We start from the raw sequence: 14,296 nt of genomic DNA on the forward strand, positions 1-14,296 counted from the left end.
CTTCATGTCGAACGCGCAGGCCAGATGCAGCGCCTCGATCTCGCCCATCCAGGTGAAGGAGATCTGGTAGTCGGTCCATTGTCCCTTGGAGACAATCGTGAGTTCGTCTTCGCCGGAGCGTTCGAACGGCCAGTTGTTGCTGGCAGCGATATCCTCGACCACCGCGAGCGGATGGTTTTTGGAATCGATAGTGCCTTCGAGCAGGGACATGCCGTCTCGACCTCTTGCCTTTTTGTTGTCTTTGATACGCACGCGGTTGGTCCGGCGCGCGCTCCCTTAATATTGGTAAGGCGATCCGTTCGGATCAGCGCGGGCTTGTCGCGGATCAACTGATGTGATTTGCGGAATCTGCGCAACTGGCTGCCGAGTCCGTCCACAAGTCAGGACTCGTTCGTCCACAGCTCATCTCCGCCACAATTATTAACGCGGGGGAGGCCGAGCCGGACGGAAAAGAACAAACCGGAATCGGATTCGCCGATGGCCCGCCAATCGTTAATTCCGCCGCGTACGGACTGGACCACTATAGCGGCATGGGACCATGCGGTTTTCCCATGCGGAACCCGCTTGCCGCGGCCCCCAACCGGCGTCATATTTCGGTCAGGCCGTTCATTCCGGGCGGCCCATGTTCTCAGGGCGGGGTGAAAGTCCCCACCGGCGGTAAGGGCCGTAAGGCCTAAGCCCGCGAGCGCCTTCCTCAAAGTCTGTTGCTGAGGGGAAGGGTCAGCAGATTCGGTGCAACTCCGAGGCCGACGGTTAAAGTCCGGATGAAAGAGAACGGTCGGTGGCAGACGCATCGCAGGATGCGGCTGTTTGTCGTTCCGTGTGCCCTGATTCTGGTCCTTAACTGAGGAAAGCCATGAATCAGATGTTGCAAGATACCCAAGTCCAAACTTCCAAAGCCGAAACATCCCAACCAACCCAAACGCCACCGCCGGTTCCACACGAGCCGGCGCCCGACCATCCGCGCTTCGCGAAACCGCAGCGGGTGGCCTTCGTGCAGGCCTGCTGGCACCGCGACGTGGTCGAGGAGGCCCGTATCGCCTTCGTGAAGGAGGCAGAAGCGCGCCACCTCAATCACGTCGACGTGTTCGAGGTGCCGGGCTCGTTCGAGATCCCGCTCCATGCGCAGATCCTCGCCAAGACACGGCGCTACACCGCGATCGTCGCGGCCGGCCTCGTCGTCGACGGCGGCATCTACCGCCATGAGTTCGTGGCCGACACCGTGATCAAGGCGTTGATGGACGTGCAGCTGCGCACGGAGGTGCCCGTGTTCTCCGCGGTGCTGACGCCGCAGCAATTCCACGAGACCGAGGTGCACTACGATTTCTTCCGCAGGCATTTTGCGATCAAGGGCGTCGAGGTGGCGGCCGCCTGCGCGGAGACGTTGCTCGGGCTCGAACGCCTGCGCGGCCAGGTCGCCGCGGGAATCGTGTAACGCAGCGCAACGACCATCCCTCATCCCGAGGGGCGCGAAGCGCGTCTCGAAGGATGAGGGGCGATCGTCGCCGTCATCACCCCAATGACACTCCTGCCTTGGCGCGGCTGATCCCGAGGGCCAGGATGCGCTGCAGGAGAGCCGGATATTTGAGCCCGTCATGTAGAGCGGCCGTCGCGAACTCCTGGCTCTTGGCGATCTCGGGATTGGGATTGGCTTCGATGAAATACGGCGTCCCGTCGGCGGTGAGACGAAAATCGATGCGCGCGTAACCGTCGAGGCCAAGCGCCCGGTAGATGCGTTTCGCGGCTCGCTGGATCCTGGCGGTCACTTCCGGCGCCAGATCCTTCGCAGGCCCGTCGACGATGCCGACCTTCTCCTGATAGTCGGTGTTGTGCTTGGCCTTCTCAGTGGCGATATGCCGTGACGAGCGGCCGCCCATGCTGCCGAATTTCAACTCCCAGATCGGCAGAACACGTAAGCGGTTGTTGCCGAGCACGCCGACGTAAAGCTCTCGCCCCTCGATGAACTGCTCGGCGATGGCGGCGGATTCGACCCGCTCGTGGATGAAGGCAACCCGCTCGGCCAGCTTTTCGTCGGTGTCGACGATCGAGGCTTGCGAGATGCCGAACGAGCCATCCATGTTCAGGCTCTTGACGATCAGCGGCAGCGCAAGACGCGTCGGGCGTTTCACTTTGCGGCGCATCGGGAAGACAGCGAAGGCCGGCGCGGCGATCCGGCGGTGATGCACCAGCGTCTTGGACAGATCCTTGCCGCGGGCCAGGGTCAGGCCGCGCGGATTGCACCCGGTATAAGGGACCTTCATCAGCTCGAGATAGCTCGCGATGTGCTGGTCGAAGGCGACGTTGTTGTGGAATTCCTCCAGCAACGTGAAAACCACGTGCGGCTTGAACTCCTCGATCGCCTCGCGCACCGGCCTGATTTCCTCCTGCGCGCCGAGCGGTCGAACCTCGTGGCCGGCTGCACGCAAGGTGCTCACCACGTCGTACTCGGTTTTCCACGCATTGATCTCCTGCGGGCTGTATCCGTCGGAGGAGTCCGGAGGCAGGAAGTCCGGATGCATGAGGACCAGAATACGGAGACGTCTCATAGCGCGATCCATTTTCGTCGAGACGGGCCAAACATCGTGTGCATCGTCTTGGCGGTCACGAGGACGATGAAGTCGAGAACGAGCTTCTGTTCAGGGCCGACGGCACGCAGATCGAGCTCGCGACAACGGGAGATCATCTCGTCAAGCACGGCATCGAGCGTAAGCTGATTCTCGCCGGTCCATCGCGCGACCAGTTGCCTGATCTGGGAGCGGTGGCGCCTGATCAAGGCTGAAGCCGGCTTTGAGCGGTGATGCCGTGGATCGGCTGAAAACAGCCGGGAGAGATCGCGGTCGTAGGTCTTGGGGGGTGTGAAGGCGTAGAACGCCTGCTTTTTCTTGTAGTGCTCTTCGAGCGTCTGGCTGAGCCGACCCAGCGTATCGACACGCTCCCGCGTCGCGATCGGCGGCCGCTTTCCCGCGATCTCGCCCATCAGCTCGTCGACATATTCGAGCTTCTTCAGTGCCGGCCAACCAGCATATCGCGTCCGCCAGTTCGAACGGGGCCGCAGCCACACCGCAAAGGTCTCGGCGAAATCCTCGTCCGGATGGCTCTGCGCATACCACAGCCGCAGATGCTGGACGTAACGCCTGCTCGCCGGATTGGGCCGGTAGTAGCGCGGGTAGTGTTTCGACGACGGGCCGAACAGCTGCTGCCAGCGCCGCCGGCGCTGCAGCTGGTAGCCGTGTTGGATCGCGTGGCCCGCTTCGTGACGGAGGATGGCCATGCACTCGCGCCATGTTCCGCCCTCGACGTCGAACATCATCTTCTTCTCGAGCTTCATCAGGCGGGGATGAGCGAGATAGAACGGAATGGCGATGCCGGGAACGCCGCCCGGACTGAACCATTCGCTCGACATCCAGGTGTGCGGCCGCAGCCGGATATCCCGTTCTTCCAGCTCCTCATAGAGCGTGCTGACGCAATCCTCGAGCCAGGTGCCTTCGACCGTAACCCTCAGGCTGGAGAGGCGTTGCTTGAGCAACTCGTCATCCGACAGTTTCTCCCAGGCAAATTTCTGGCGTGGCATCGGGCATCCAGAGAGCAGAGATGACTCGGGATTCGGATGATGTCATGGGCGGTCGTTGGCAACAACCCGGGGGCTGCCTCGTGAGGGACGTAGACGCTCCCTGTCCCTGCAAGCGGGGCGAGGTAAGAAACCTCAGTCGAACAGGCTCGACACCGACTCCTCCGCCGCGGTGCGCGCGATCGCGTCGGAGATCAGGCTGGCGATCGGCAGCGTGCGGATGTTCGGCGCCTTGCTCACCGCATCCGTCGGCAGGATCGAATCGGTGATCACCAGCTCCTTCAGCCTGGAGTTTGTGATCCGGGCGGCGGCGCCGCCGGAGAGCACGCCGTGGGTGATGTAGGCGTAGACGTCCTTGGCGCCCTTGGCGATCAGCGCGTCGGCGGCGTTCACCAGCGTGCCGCCGGAGTCCACGATGTCGTCGATCAGGATGCAGGTGTAGCCGGCGACGTCACCGATCACGTTCATGACCTCGGATTCACCCGCCCTCTCGCGGCGCTTGTCGACGATCGCGAGCGGGGTGTTGATGCGCTTGGCGAGGCCGCGTGCGCGCGCCACGCCGCCGACGTCGGGCGAGATCACCATCGTCCTGGAGAGGTCGAACTTGTCCTTGATGTCGCGCACCATCAGCGGCGCGGCGTAGAGGTTGTCGGTCGGGATGTCGAAGAAGCCCTGGATCTGGCCGGCATGCAGGTCGAGCGTCATGACGCGGTCGACGCCGGCCTGCGTGATCAAATTGGCGACGAGTTTTGCCGAGATCGGCGTGCGCGAGCCCGATTTGCGGTCCTGCCGGGCGTAGCCGAAATAGGGCAGCACCGCGGTGATGCGGCGCGCCGAGGAGCGGCGCAGTGCGTCGGTGATGATCAGCAATTCCATCAAATGGTCGTTCGCCGGGAACGAGGTCGACTGGATGACGAAGGCATCCGAGCCGCGCACGTTCTCCTGGATCTCGACGAAGATCTCCATGTCGGCGAAGCGCCGTACCACCGCTTTGGTCAGCGGCAGGTCGAGACCTTGCGCGATGGCCTGCGCGAGAGCCGGATTGGAGTTGCCGGCGACGAGCTTGATGGAGCCGTTCTTGGCCGACATGGACGCTTCCTCCCGCGCTTTGCTGGACACGATGTTCAACATCAAACAATACCCACTGGAAGCACGGTTACGACGGGCGAGGAAATATCAGGCCGGGGGCTGCAATGGCAACCCGGGACGCTACGTTTTCCCTGCGAAATCCCGAGTCCGGCCAACGGTTTGGCCGGAAATTGGGGCCGTGGTTTCGCGGGGGTTATCGCTCGGCATAGCCCAGCGCCGAGGCCGGCATCTCGGCCGCCGAAGCCTCCGGGATCACGCTCGCCACGGCCGGCCCGCGCAAGCCGGGAGCCGAGTTCGGCGCATCCGGCGTGCCGTTGATCATGTTGGAAAGTCCGCTGAATCCGGCCTGGGCGATCTTCCGCAGCACGAGGTCGTCGGCCGCGCTCCAGGGATCCCGGCTGCCCTTGGCCGCGGTCGGTTCCTCGCCGGAAAGCCGCAGCGCCCGCTGCTGGTTGGCGTCGTAGACGTCCCAGACCCAGGCGATCACGGTCTTGCCGCGCACGATCTGGGCGGAGAGATAGCTGCGCACGCGGTAGGCCGCCGTCCCCTCGCGGGAGACCACGGACAGGCTGCGCAGCTTGGATTCGGTGTCGAGCACGCCGACCATGCGGTCGAACACTTGCGGCGGCGGCCCGTCGATCGATTCGAACGCCACTGTCGCGCCGGAGCTCGGCGCCATCGCATAGGAGTTCGCGGCACCACCGCCACCGGCACAGCCGCCAAGCGCGGTCGCAGCCGTCAGCAGCATGACCGCCAGCACGCGCGAACCCGCGCGGCGCAAGATGAATGACGCGTCCCTCATTATGGAGGGCAGCGATATCGTTAAAATCGATTAAGGTCTAGGGCGGGTGCGCCACAGGCCACTGTCATCGCGCGCAGGCATCGCCCCGGAATGACACGGGGTTGCCTTTGTGTTCACGCTTCGAGCGCGATTGCGTGAACGTGGCGGCCGTAATCCGGCTCCTTGCGATGCACCGAGCGGCGGTAGCTGAAGAAGCGTTCGTCGGCGTAGGTGTCCAGACCGAGATCGTCGATCATCAGGATGCCCGCGGCTTCCAGACGCTTGCGGATGAAGCCGGCGAGGTCGAACATCGCGTGTCCCTCGCGCACCGACGGGATGAAGAATATGGCGTTGTCCGCATCCGCCTCGATGAAGCGCGCCACGAACTCGTTGCCGACTTCATAACTGTCCTGGCGGATCAGCGGGCCGATCGCGGCGATGATGCCGCTGCGCGATGCGCCGAGTTTTTCCATCGCCGAAATGGTCTGCTCCAGCACGCCGGTGAGCGCGCCCTTCCAGCCGGCATGGGCGCCGCCGATCACGCCCGCCTCGGGATCGACGAACAGCACCGGCCCGCAATCGGCGGTGGAGACGCCGAGCGCGATGCCGGGCACCTTCGTCACCAGCGCATCGCCCTTCGGCCGCGGCCCGCTCGGCCACGGAGCGTCGGCCACGAGCACGTCGGGCGAATGGATCTGGTGCAGGCTGAGAAAGCGTTCCGGTGCGACGCCGACATGCTCGGCCATACGGCGGCGGTTCTCCGCGACAAGGGCCTGATCGTCGTTGGAGCCGAGCCCGCCGTTCAGCGCGGAATAGATGCCGCCCGAGACGCCGCCCTCGCGGGTGAAGAAGGCGTGGCGCAGGCCCGGCACTGCCGACAGCAACGAGGAGGCAACCGTCATGAACCGTCTCCGGCGCGTTCGAGATCGCTGAGTCCCGCAAGGCCCGTCAACCGCGGCTCGGAGATGCCGAGCACCTTGAACATCGAACCCATGCCGCTGCGCCCGGTTTCGGTCAGGCGCTTGAGCGCGATTGAAATGTCGGTGGCGACGTCGGGCGCCGCCTTCTGCATCAAGGCGGCGGCACGGGTCTCGATGCCGACGCGTTTGAGGAAATCGCCCTGGGTCACCGGCCCGTGCACGCGGGCGCCCACGTCCTCCGCCCCGCGCGCGAGCGCCTGGAAGTCGACATGGGCCGTGACGTCGGCCTGGCCCGGCGCCTTCAGGGGATCGGTGAAGGTGTGGCGCGCGATCGCCTGGAAGGTGTCGCCGGCATCGCTGCGCAGATGACCGTAATCGATGATCAGCGCCGCGCCGTCCTGGTCGCGCACGCGGCTGGCGAGCTTCATGATCTCCGCATCGGGCCGCCATTCGAACACGGCCCCGACGGGCGCGGCGCGTACCAGAGGCGGCAGCAGCACCTCGAAGCGCGGCGTCGGCTCGGCCGCCGCGCCGAATTGAAGTTTTCCGTTGGCGTCGACCTCGATCACGCGCTCGTGCCAGCCGTTCTCGTGACGGACCATCTGGTGGATCGGCAGCACGTCGAAATATTCGTTGGCGAGGATGATGCTCGGTCCGTCCGGCACGTCGTCGATGCTGTCATGCCAGGCGATGTTGCGCACGCCCGACAGCGTCGCACTCTGCCGCTCGCGCAGGACCGGATTGACCTCGACCATGTGGATGTGGAGTGCCTGATAGAGCGGCGGCAGCACGCGGAGCGCACGCAGCGCATCGGCCATCATGGTGCCGCGGCCGGGGCCGAGCTCGATCAGCCGCAGGAATTGCGGTGACCCCATCTGCTTCCACACCGAGGCGGTCCACAGGCCCAACAGCTCGCCGAACATCTGGCTGACCTCGGGCGCGGTGGTGAAGTCGCCTTCTCGTCCCAACGGATCGCGCGAGACGTAATAGCCATAGCGCGGATGCATCAGGCACAGTTCCATGTACCGCCAGACCGGCATGGGGCCTGAGGATTTGATCAGCGCCTTGATCTCGTCGAGTAACGGCTGGTCGGTCACGGCCTATCTTCTCAAAAGGAATTAACGAATAGCCCCTGCGGGCTCGGGCGCACCGCGCCTCACTGCCAATACAATAAGTACGAGGCCGACAATAAGCATCGGGATCGACAACAGCATGCCCATGGTTAATCCGCCCCAGAGGAAGCCGAGCTGGACGTCCGGTTCGCGGAAATGCTCGCCGGCGATCCGGCTCAGACCATAGATCAGGATGAAGGCGCCGAGGATCATGCCCGGCCGCTTCAGGGCGCCGAAGCGGATCATGATTGCAAGCACCGTGAACAGCAAAATGCCCTCCATGCCGGCTTCGTAGAGCTGGCTCGGATGGCGCGGCAGCTGGGTGGGATCATTGGGAAAGATCATCGCCCAGGGCAGCTCCGGGTCGGCGGCGCGGCCCCATAATTCGCCGTTGATGAAGTTGGCGATGCGGCCGAGCAGCAACCCGACCGGAGCAACGGCGGTGGTGATGTCGCCGAGCGACAGGATCGAGATGCGGTTGCGATGAGCGAACCACATCACCGCGACGACGCAGCCGAGGAAGCCGCCGTGGAAGGACATGCCGCCTTCCCACAGCCTGAAGATCGCGGCGGGATGGTCGATGAAGAAGGGCAGATTGTAGAACAGCACATAGCCGGTGCGGCCGCCGAGGATGATGCCGAGCGTGACCCACAGGATGAAGTCGTCGATCTGCAGCAGCGACATCGGCGCCGGGCCGCCCCACAGCCGCTCCTTCTTCAGGAGCGAGCGCGCATAGAGCCAGCCGAACACGATGCCGCAGATATAGGCCAGCGCATACCAGCGGATCGCGAACGGGCCGATCTCCATCGCGATCGGCTTGAAGGCGGGAAAGTCGATGAGCAGAAAGGGCATCGCGCCTTCTATGTCTAGACGAGATTGCGGCGATAGAGCGCCAGCAGACGCTCCCAATGCCGCTCGGCGGCGTCGCGGTGATAGACCGGACGCTTGGGGAAGGCGAAGCCGTGATGGGTGCCGGGATAGATCTCGACTTCGGCTTTGGCGCCGCTCATGCCCTGCTTCACCTTCTCGATGATCTCGGCGGGCGCGTAGATGTCGGTCTCGGCGCAGGCGAAGTAGAGTTCGGCCTTGGTCTTGGCTGCCGCGAGATGCGGGCTGTCGTCCTGGTCGGTTGCGAGCTGCGTACCGTAGACCGAGGCGGCGGCCTTGACGCGATCGGGGAAATGCGTGGCGGCGTTGACGGCGTAGCGGCCGCTCATGCAGTAGCCGACGGTGCCGATCAGTTTGGTGTTCGCGGCCGCCTGGCCCTCGGCATAGGTCAGCAGCGCGCGCGTGTCGTCCATGATCATGGGGATCGTGAGCGATCCCATCAGCGCGAACATGCGCTTCCGCTCCGGCGCGTTCGGATCGGCCGGCAGCGCGCCGAGCTCCATCACCCCGGAACGGTAATAGAGGTTCGGCAGCATCACGTAATAGCCCGATGTCGCGAGCCGGCGCGCCATGTCGCGCAGCTCTTCGCGGATCGCCGGCGCGTCCATGTAGAACAGGATGACCGGAAACGGCCCGCCGCGTTCGGGATGGCTGATGAAGGTTGCGGTGTGACCGTCCTTGGTGGGGATCGCGATCTGCTGGTCGATCATCTCGAGCGCCTTTTGTGATTCTTCTTATGCAGGGACGTTGAATACGATTGCAAGGAAACCGGGGCATGACAAGGATACCGCCGATCGGCCCTTGAACCGGCCCAAACGGATTGCCATTGTCTTCCCGCGCGTTCGCGCAGAGTTCATCGAAAGCCGCCAGGAGACCGACATGACCCAGACCAACAACCGGTTTTTCGACGAGATCGGCCGCCTGATGAACGATGCCGCCGGTGCCGCGCAGGGCGTCAAGCGCGAGTTCGACACGGTGATGCGCACCCAGGCCGAAAAATTCCTGCGCGACATGGACCTGGTCAAGCGCGAGGAGTTCGAGGCGGTCAAGGACATGGCGCGCCTGGCGCGTGAGGAGAACGAGGCTCTGAAGGCGCGCATCGCGGCGCTGGAGGCCAAGCTCGGCGGGTAGGGAGGGAATCGTAGCCCGGATGGAGCCAACGGGTCGGCGCGAAGCGCCGCCCGATGACAGGCTTCGCGCAATCCGGGGTGTTCCAGCGGCGTAGGTCCCGGATCACGCTGCGCTCCGTCCGGGCTACCGACACCTTCCGGCAGCCCATTCTCCTTGTCATTTCCGCGTCTTCCGGGTAAAAGCCCGCCACGTCCGCAGCCCCCGCACCCCTGGAGGCTTGCTGCGGCGTATGCCATGGGCCGCGTTGCGGCCCATTAACTTTTGCAAAAACAAGGACTTAACGTTATGGCGACCGTCAAGGAATTGAAGGCGACCGCACGTCCGAAGAGCGGCAAGGGGGCCGCCCGGGCTGAGCGTCGCGCCGGGAGAGTGCCCGGAGTGATCTACGGCAACAACCAGCCCCCGCTGACCATCTCGGTTGACGATCGCGAACTGCGCTCGCGCATCCTCGCCGGCCGGTTCCTGACCACGCTGGTCGACATCGACCTCGAAGGCAACAAGCACCGCGTGATTCCGCGCGACTACCACCTCGATCCGGTCAAGGACTTCCCGATCCACGTCGACTTCATGCGGCTCGGCGAAGGCGCCACCATCCGCATCAGCGTTCCCTTGCACGTGGTGAAGGCTGAAGGTTCGCCCGGCGTGAAGCGCGGCGGCGCCGTGAACATCGTTGCGCACGCGATCGAGCTCGAGTGCGGCGTGGAGAACATCCCGCAGTTCATCGAGGCCGACGTCGGGTCGCTCGAAATCGGCCACTCGCTGCATCTCTCCGACATCAAGCTGCCGGCCGGCGTGAAGGCGCTGACCGCCGAGGACGCGACTCTCGTCACCATCGTGCCGCCGTCCGGCTACGCCGAAGAGCAGAAGGCCGCGGCTGCTGCTCCGGCTGCGGGTGCTGCTGCTCCGGCAGCGGCTGCCAAGGCCCCGGCTGCCAAGGCTCCCGCCGGCGGCGACAAGAAGAAGTAATCTCTCAAAGCTGGCGCGCGGTCCCTGACCGCGCGCCGAGCGAGGGGCGCGCCGCGTCATGCGACTGTTTGTTGGGCTCGGCAATCCCGGCCCGAAATTCGCACGTAACCGGCACAATGTCGGCTTCATGGCCGTCGACGAGATCGCGCGGCGTCATGGCTTCGCGCCTTGGCGCCGCAGGTTTCAGGGCGAGACCTCGGAAGGCACGCTCGGCACCGAGCGCGTGATCCTGCTCAAGCCGATGACCTACATGAATGAGTCCGGCCGCAGCGTTCAGGAAGCGGCAAGCTTCTTCAAGATCGCGCCGGGCGACGTCACCGTATTCCATGACGAACTCGAACTGCCGCCGGGCAAGGTGCGGGTGAAGATCGGCGGCGGCATCGCCGGCCACAACGGCCTGCGTTCGATCTCCGCCCATATCGGCAACGAGTACCGCCGGGTGCGGCTCGGCATCGGTCACCCCGGCGTCAAGGAATTGGTGCACGGCCACGTGCTGTCGGACTTCGCCAAAGCCGACAACGACTGGGTGGCGACGCTCTGCGACGCGGTGGCCGAGCACGCGGCACTGGTTGCCAAAGGCACCGACGCGACTTTCGCCAACAGGGTGCACCTCGCCATGCAGGCGAAGGGATTTTTGACCAAGGACGACAACGGCAAGGAATAACGCTCGTGGGATTTAAATGCGGGATCGTCGGGTTGCCCAATGTCGGCAAATCGACCTTGTTCAACGCGCTGACTGAGACCGCCGCGGCGCAGGCGGCGAACTATCCGTTCTGCACCATCGAGCCGAATGTCGGCGAGGTCGCGGTACCGGATCCGCGGCTCGACAAGCTCGCAGCGATCGCCAAGTCGGGCCAGATCATCCCGACCCGGCTGACCTTCGTGGATATCGCCGGCCTCGTGCGCGGCGCGTCCAAGGGTGAAGGCCTCGGCAACCAGTTCCTCGCCAACATCCGCGAGGTCGACGCCATCGCGCATGTCGTGCGCTGCTTCGAGGATTCCGACATCACCCATGTCGAGGGCAAGATCGCCCCGCTCGCCGACATCGAGACCATCGAGACCGAGCTGATGCTCGCCGATCTCGACAGCCTCGAGAAGCGCGTCGACAATCTGTCCAAGAAGGCCAAGGGCAACGACAAGGACGCCAAGGAGCAGCTCGACCTCGTCAATCGCACCCTGGTGCTGCTGCGCGAGGGCAAGCCCGCGCGCCTCGTCGAGCCCAAGGCGGAGGAGGAGCGCGCCTTCGGCATGCTCGGCCTGCTGTCGTCCAAGCCCGTGCTCTACGTCTGCAACGTCGAGGAAGGCTCGGCCGCATCAGGCAATTCGTTCTCGAAGGCGGTGCAGGACCAGGCTGCCAAGGAAGGCGCCATTGCCGTTGTCATCTCGGCAAAAATCGAATCCGAGATCGCCACCATCTCGCGTGACGAACGCGCCGACTTCCTGGAGACGCTGGGTCTCGAAGAGGCCGGCCTCGACCGCCTGATCCGCGCCGGCTACACGCTGCTCGACCTCATCACCTATTTCACGGTGGGCCCGAAGGAAGCGCGCGCCTGGACCATCTATCGCGGCACCAAGGCGCCGGGCGCGGCCGGTGTGATCCACACCGACTTCGAGAAGGGGTTTATCCGCGCCGAGACCATCGCGTATGAGGACTACGTCGCGCTCGGCGGCGAAGCCGGCGCCCGCGATTGCGGCAAACTCCGCCTCGAAGGCAAGGAATACGTCGTCGCCGACGGCGACGTGATGCATTTCAGGTTCAACACGTAAGATTCTGGAGTTCGTGCCCCGGACGCACCGTCCGGGACACGGAAGCCTCACCGTACCCCGCCGCCCTGATCCCTGATCGCGCCGAGATGCTCGTTGATGCGGAAGATGATCAGGATCAGCTCCGCGATGATGCGCGAGAACACGATCCCGACGACGACGCTCGCGATCGACGACAGCAGCATCAGGAAGCCGCCGAACGGGCTGATCGCCATCATCGCGAGGCCGGAGAAGATGCCGGAGAGGCCGAACAGGCAGATCAGCGCGATCACCAGCCAGTAGAAGGTCTTGATGATCGTCGGCGTGATGAAGCGGTCCCATTGAAACAGGTCGCTGAATGAAAACATTGCTCTCCCCAGGGCAATTCAGGTGTTGTCGGGCCTTGCAAATGGATCGCGGCCCCTGCTCGATCCGACTCAAGACCAACGCCGTGCGCCGAATGTAGCACGAGCCATGCGGGCCGGCGGGTTGAGATTGCCGCAAAGTGCGGCCACAATCTGTCATTCCCTCAAACCTTTCCCAAGATGACCCTGACCTTCGAAGATTTCCCGCCCGGCCGGTTCGGAACATTCGGCCCGCGCCATGTCACGCGCGACGAGATCTTGGCCTTTGCCGCCGAGTTCGATCCGCAGCCGATGCACCTCGACGAGGAGGCCGCCGGCAAAAGCATGCTGCGCGGCCTGTCCGGCTCGGGCTGGCATCTCTGTTCGCTGATGATGCGGATGATGGCCGACGGTTTCATTACCCGCGCCGCTTCGCTGGGATCTCCCGGCGTCGATGAGGTGCGCTGGCTGTCGCCGCTCAGACCCGGCGACGACCTCATGCTCGACGTCGACGTCGTGGAGGCCCGCACCTCGAAGAGCCGACCGGAGCTCGGCATCGTCAAGTTCAAATGCACCGTGCGTAACGCCAGGGGTGAGGCGCTGTGCGAGATGACGTCGCCGATCCTGATCAAGCGGCGCGAGGGAGCGGTCTGATGCCGTTTTTCGAGGAGATCGAGATTGGGCATCGCCGCGAGATCGGCGCCTATACGTTCACGGCCGAGTCGATCAAGACATTCGCCGCAAAGTTCGATCCGCAGCGTTTTCACCTTGACGAGGAGGAGGGCAAGAACTCGCTGTTTGGCGGGCTCGCGGCCTCGGGCTGGCATGTCGGCTCAGCCTGCATGAGCCTGCTTGTCGCCGACGGCCAGCGTCTGGCGCGGGAAGCCGCCTCGCGCGGCGAGGAGGTCGCGGTGTGGGGTCCGTCGCCGGGCTTTCGCGACCTGCGCTGGATCAGGCCGGTGCTCGCCGGCGACATCGTCACCTACGTCAACGTCGCCATCGACAAGCGCAGCTCCGCCTCGCGACCCGGCTGGGGCATCCTGACCGCGCGCACCACCGGCACCAACCAGCGCGGCGAGGACGTCTACGCCATCACCGCCAGTGCTTTCGTGCCGATGCGTGCGAACGGCGGTTAGATTCGTTCCAGGATGAACGGCAAAAACAGCGCGCGAGTGTTGCCCCCGCGCTATGGACGCGATTCCGGGTGGCTGCCATAAGCCTGCGCAACATGGTTTTCCCGCGAAGCAGTTGGGGGAACCATCGAGTTGCTAACCAATTATGAACCTGTCGCTGTCTATTTGAACGAACTGGGCAGAGTACAGGGGACGAGGACCATGGCAGACCGCGGCGCACTCAAGCTGGTCGGATTCATCTTTGCTACCGCGACGCTGGCCGTGATGCTGGTCGCGGGCATGGTGGTGAAGGGCTATGCCGACGGTGCCTACACCCTGGAAGCCTCGACCGTGGAAGCCGCCCGGTAAGACTTCGTTAACTCCGCGAGGCCGCAACGCGGCCTCCGCCTTCAGCGGCTATAGACGAACGCCAAGATCGAGATCGCAACCGCCAGCAATCCGACAAAACGCAACATGATCGTGCCGAACTGGTTCGGCGCGGGCTGTAGCGGTATCGGGTCCGTGGTGTCGGGCCGAATGCTTTCCATGACATGTCCCCAGGCCCGGCCGCGATGGCAAGAGCGCTTGGCGTTAGTCGCCGGGTGGATGCGGGAAGTTCAAAATCCTCCGCTGTCGTGCCCC

At 64.3% G+C, this 14,296-nt stretch carries 19 protein-coding genes and 1 riboswitch; of the genes, 8 read left to right on the forward strand and 11 right to left on the reverse strand.

Annotated elements, in window-relative coordinates; translation table 11 throughout:
- Positions 1-210: YbjN domain-containing protein (locus IVB47_RS26905; protein ID WP_247465801.1), on the reverse strand; the 210-nt coding region annotated here is incomplete at its 3' end.
- A gap of 410 nt (positions 211-620) precedes the next feature.
- Positions 621-780, forward strand: a riboswitch (FMN riboswitch).
- 76 nt (positions 781-856) lie between these two features.
- On the opposite strand from IVB47_RS26905, the gene IVB47_RS26910 reads away from it, so the two are divergent.
- A complete protein-coding gene (locus IVB47_RS26910; RefSeq protein ID WP_247403882.1) occupies positions 857-1,435 on the forward strand; it encodes a 6,7-dimethyl-8-ribityllumazine synthase in 579 nt (192 codons plus the stop codon).
- 76 nt (positions 1,436-1,511) lie between these two features.
- On the opposite strand, the gene IVB47_RS26915 is transcribed toward IVB47_RS26910, so the two are convergent.
- The 8 genes from IVB47_RS26915 to IVB47_RS26950 form a co-directional block, all read right to left on the reverse strand.
- Positions 1,512-2,546 (reverse strand): ATP-grasp domain-containing protein, encoded by a 1,035-nt coding sequence (locus IVB47_RS26915; RefSeq protein WP_247465804.1) that lies wholly within the window; start codon positions 2,544-2,546, stop codon positions 1,512-1,514.
- Positions 2,543-3,571: a putative zinc-binding metallopeptidase gene (locus tag IVB47_RS26920; protein ID WP_247465807.1), complete on the reverse strand. Its 1,029-nt coding sequence runs from the start codon at positions 3,569-3,571 to the stop codon at positions 2,543-2,545. The genes IVB47_RS26915 and IVB47_RS26920 overlap by 4 nt, the downstream gene beginning before the upstream one ends.
- A gap of 132 nt (positions 3,572-3,703) precedes the next feature.
- Positions 3,704-4,657: a ribose-phosphate pyrophosphokinase gene (locus tag IVB47_RS26925; RefSeq protein ID WP_007614838.1), complete on the reverse strand. Its 954-nt coding sequence runs from the start codon at positions 4,655-4,657 to the stop codon at positions 3,704-3,706.
- A 193-nt stretch (positions 4,658-4,850) separates the two neighbouring features.
- A complete protein-coding gene (locus IVB47_RS26930; RefSeq protein ID WP_247465810.1) occupies positions 4,851-5,459 on the reverse strand; it encodes a hypothetical protein in 609 nt (202 codons plus the stop codon).
- Between the two features lie 113 nt (positions 5,460-5,572).
- Positions 5,573-6,340: a peptidoglycan editing factor PgeF gene (gene pgeF, locus IVB47_RS26935; protein WP_247465813.1), complete on the reverse strand. Its 768-nt coding sequence runs from the start codon at positions 6,338-6,340 to the stop codon at positions 5,573-5,575.
- Complete coding sequence (locus IVB47_RS26940) at positions 6,337-7,455, reverse strand: SAM-dependent methyltransferase (protein ID WP_063993930.1); 1,119 nt, start codon at positions 7,453-7,455, stop codon at positions 6,337-6,339. The genes pgeF and IVB47_RS26940 overlap by 4 nt, the downstream gene beginning before the upstream one ends.
- Positions 7,456-7,476: 21 nt before the next feature.
- Positions 7,477-8,322 (reverse strand): prolipoprotein diacylglyceryl transferase, encoded by an 846-nt coding sequence (gene lgt, locus IVB47_RS26945; RefSeq protein ID WP_247465817.1) that lies wholly within the window; start codon positions 8,320-8,322, stop codon positions 7,477-7,479.
- Positions 8,323-8,336: 14 nt separating this feature from the next.
- Entirely contained in the window at positions 8,337-9,068 is a 732-nt protein-coding gene (locus IVB47_RS26950) for a dienelactone hydrolase family protein (protein WP_027565370.1), read from the reverse strand.
- A 169-nt stretch (positions 9,069-9,237) separates the two neighbouring features.
- On the opposite strand from IVB47_RS26950, the gene IVB47_RS26955 reads away from it, so the two are divergent.
- The 4 genes from IVB47_RS26955 (at position 9,238) to ychF (ending at position 12,222) form a co-directional block, all read left to right on the forward strand.
- Positions 9,238-9,489 (forward strand): accessory factor UbiK family protein, encoded by a 252-nt coding sequence (locus IVB47_RS26955; protein ID WP_007596812.1) that lies wholly within the window; start codon positions 9,238-9,240, stop codon positions 9,487-9,489.
- A 285-nt stretch (positions 9,490-9,774) separates the two neighbouring features.
- Positions 9,775-10,455: a 50S ribosomal protein L25/general stress protein Ctc gene (locus IVB47_RS26960; RefSeq protein WP_247465821.1), complete on the forward strand. Its 681-nt coding sequence runs from the start codon at positions 9,775-9,777 to the stop codon at positions 10,453-10,455.
- Between the two features lie 58 nt (positions 10,456-10,513).
- Positions 10,514-11,119, forward strand: coding sequence for an aminoacyl-tRNA hydrolase (gene pth, locus IVB47_RS26965; RefSeq protein WP_007614831.1), 606 nt, complete (start codon positions 10,514-10,516; stop codon positions 11,117-11,119).
- Positions 11,120-11,124: 5 nt separating this feature from the next.
- Positions 11,125-12,222: a redox-regulated ATPase YchF gene (ychF, locus tag IVB47_RS26970; RefSeq protein WP_247465824.1), complete on the forward strand. Its 1,098-nt coding sequence runs from the start codon at positions 11,125-11,127 to the stop codon at positions 12,220-12,222.
- Between the two features lie 47 nt (positions 12,223-12,269).
- Here ychF and IVB47_RS26975 read toward each other — a convergent pair whose 3' ends face one another.
- Positions 12,270-12,566, reverse strand: a complete 297-nt coding sequence (locus IVB47_RS26975; RefSeq protein ID WP_007596805.1) for a DUF4282 domain-containing protein — start codon at positions 12,564-12,566, stop codon at positions 12,270-12,272.
- A gap of 177 nt (positions 12,567-12,743) precedes the next feature.
- Between IVB47_RS26975 and IVB47_RS26980 the strand changes: the two genes are divergently transcribed.
- The 3 genes from IVB47_RS26980 to IVB47_RS26990 all read left to right on the forward strand — a co-directional run bounded on the left by IVB47_RS26980 (position 12,744) and on the right by IVB47_RS26990 (position 14,023).
- Positions 12,744-13,196: a MaoC family dehydratase gene (locus IVB47_RS26980; protein ID WP_247465827.1), complete on the forward strand. Its 453-nt coding sequence runs from the start codon at positions 12,744-12,746 to the stop codon at positions 13,194-13,196.
- On the forward strand, positions 13,196-13,678 hold the full coding sequence (locus IVB47_RS26985; RefSeq protein ID WP_247284324.1) for a MaoC family dehydratase: 483 nt from the start codon (positions 13,196-13,198) through the stop codon (positions 13,676-13,678). The genes IVB47_RS26980 and IVB47_RS26985 overlap by 1 nt, the downstream gene beginning before the upstream one ends.
- A gap of 198 nt (positions 13,679-13,876) precedes the next feature.
- Entirely contained in the window at positions 13,877-14,023 is a 147-nt protein-coding gene (locus IVB47_RS26990; protein WP_007596790.1) for a hypothetical protein, read from the forward strand.
- A 41-nt stretch (positions 14,024-14,064) separates the two neighbouring features.
- Here the strand turns inward: IVB47_RS26990 and IVB47_RS26995 are convergent, their stop codons facing one another.
- Complete coding sequence (locus tag IVB47_RS26995; RefSeq protein WP_247465829.1) at positions 14,065-14,202, reverse strand: hypothetical protein; 138 nt, start codon at positions 14,200-14,202, stop codon at positions 14,065-14,067.
- Positions 14,203-14,296 lie beyond the last annotated feature (94 nt).

The sequence above is a fragment of the Bradyrhizobium sp. 62 genome (genome assembly GCF_023073035.1).
Taxonomy (GTDB): domain Bacteria; phylum Pseudomonadota; class Alphaproteobacteria; order Rhizobiales; family Xanthobacteraceae; genus Bradyrhizobium.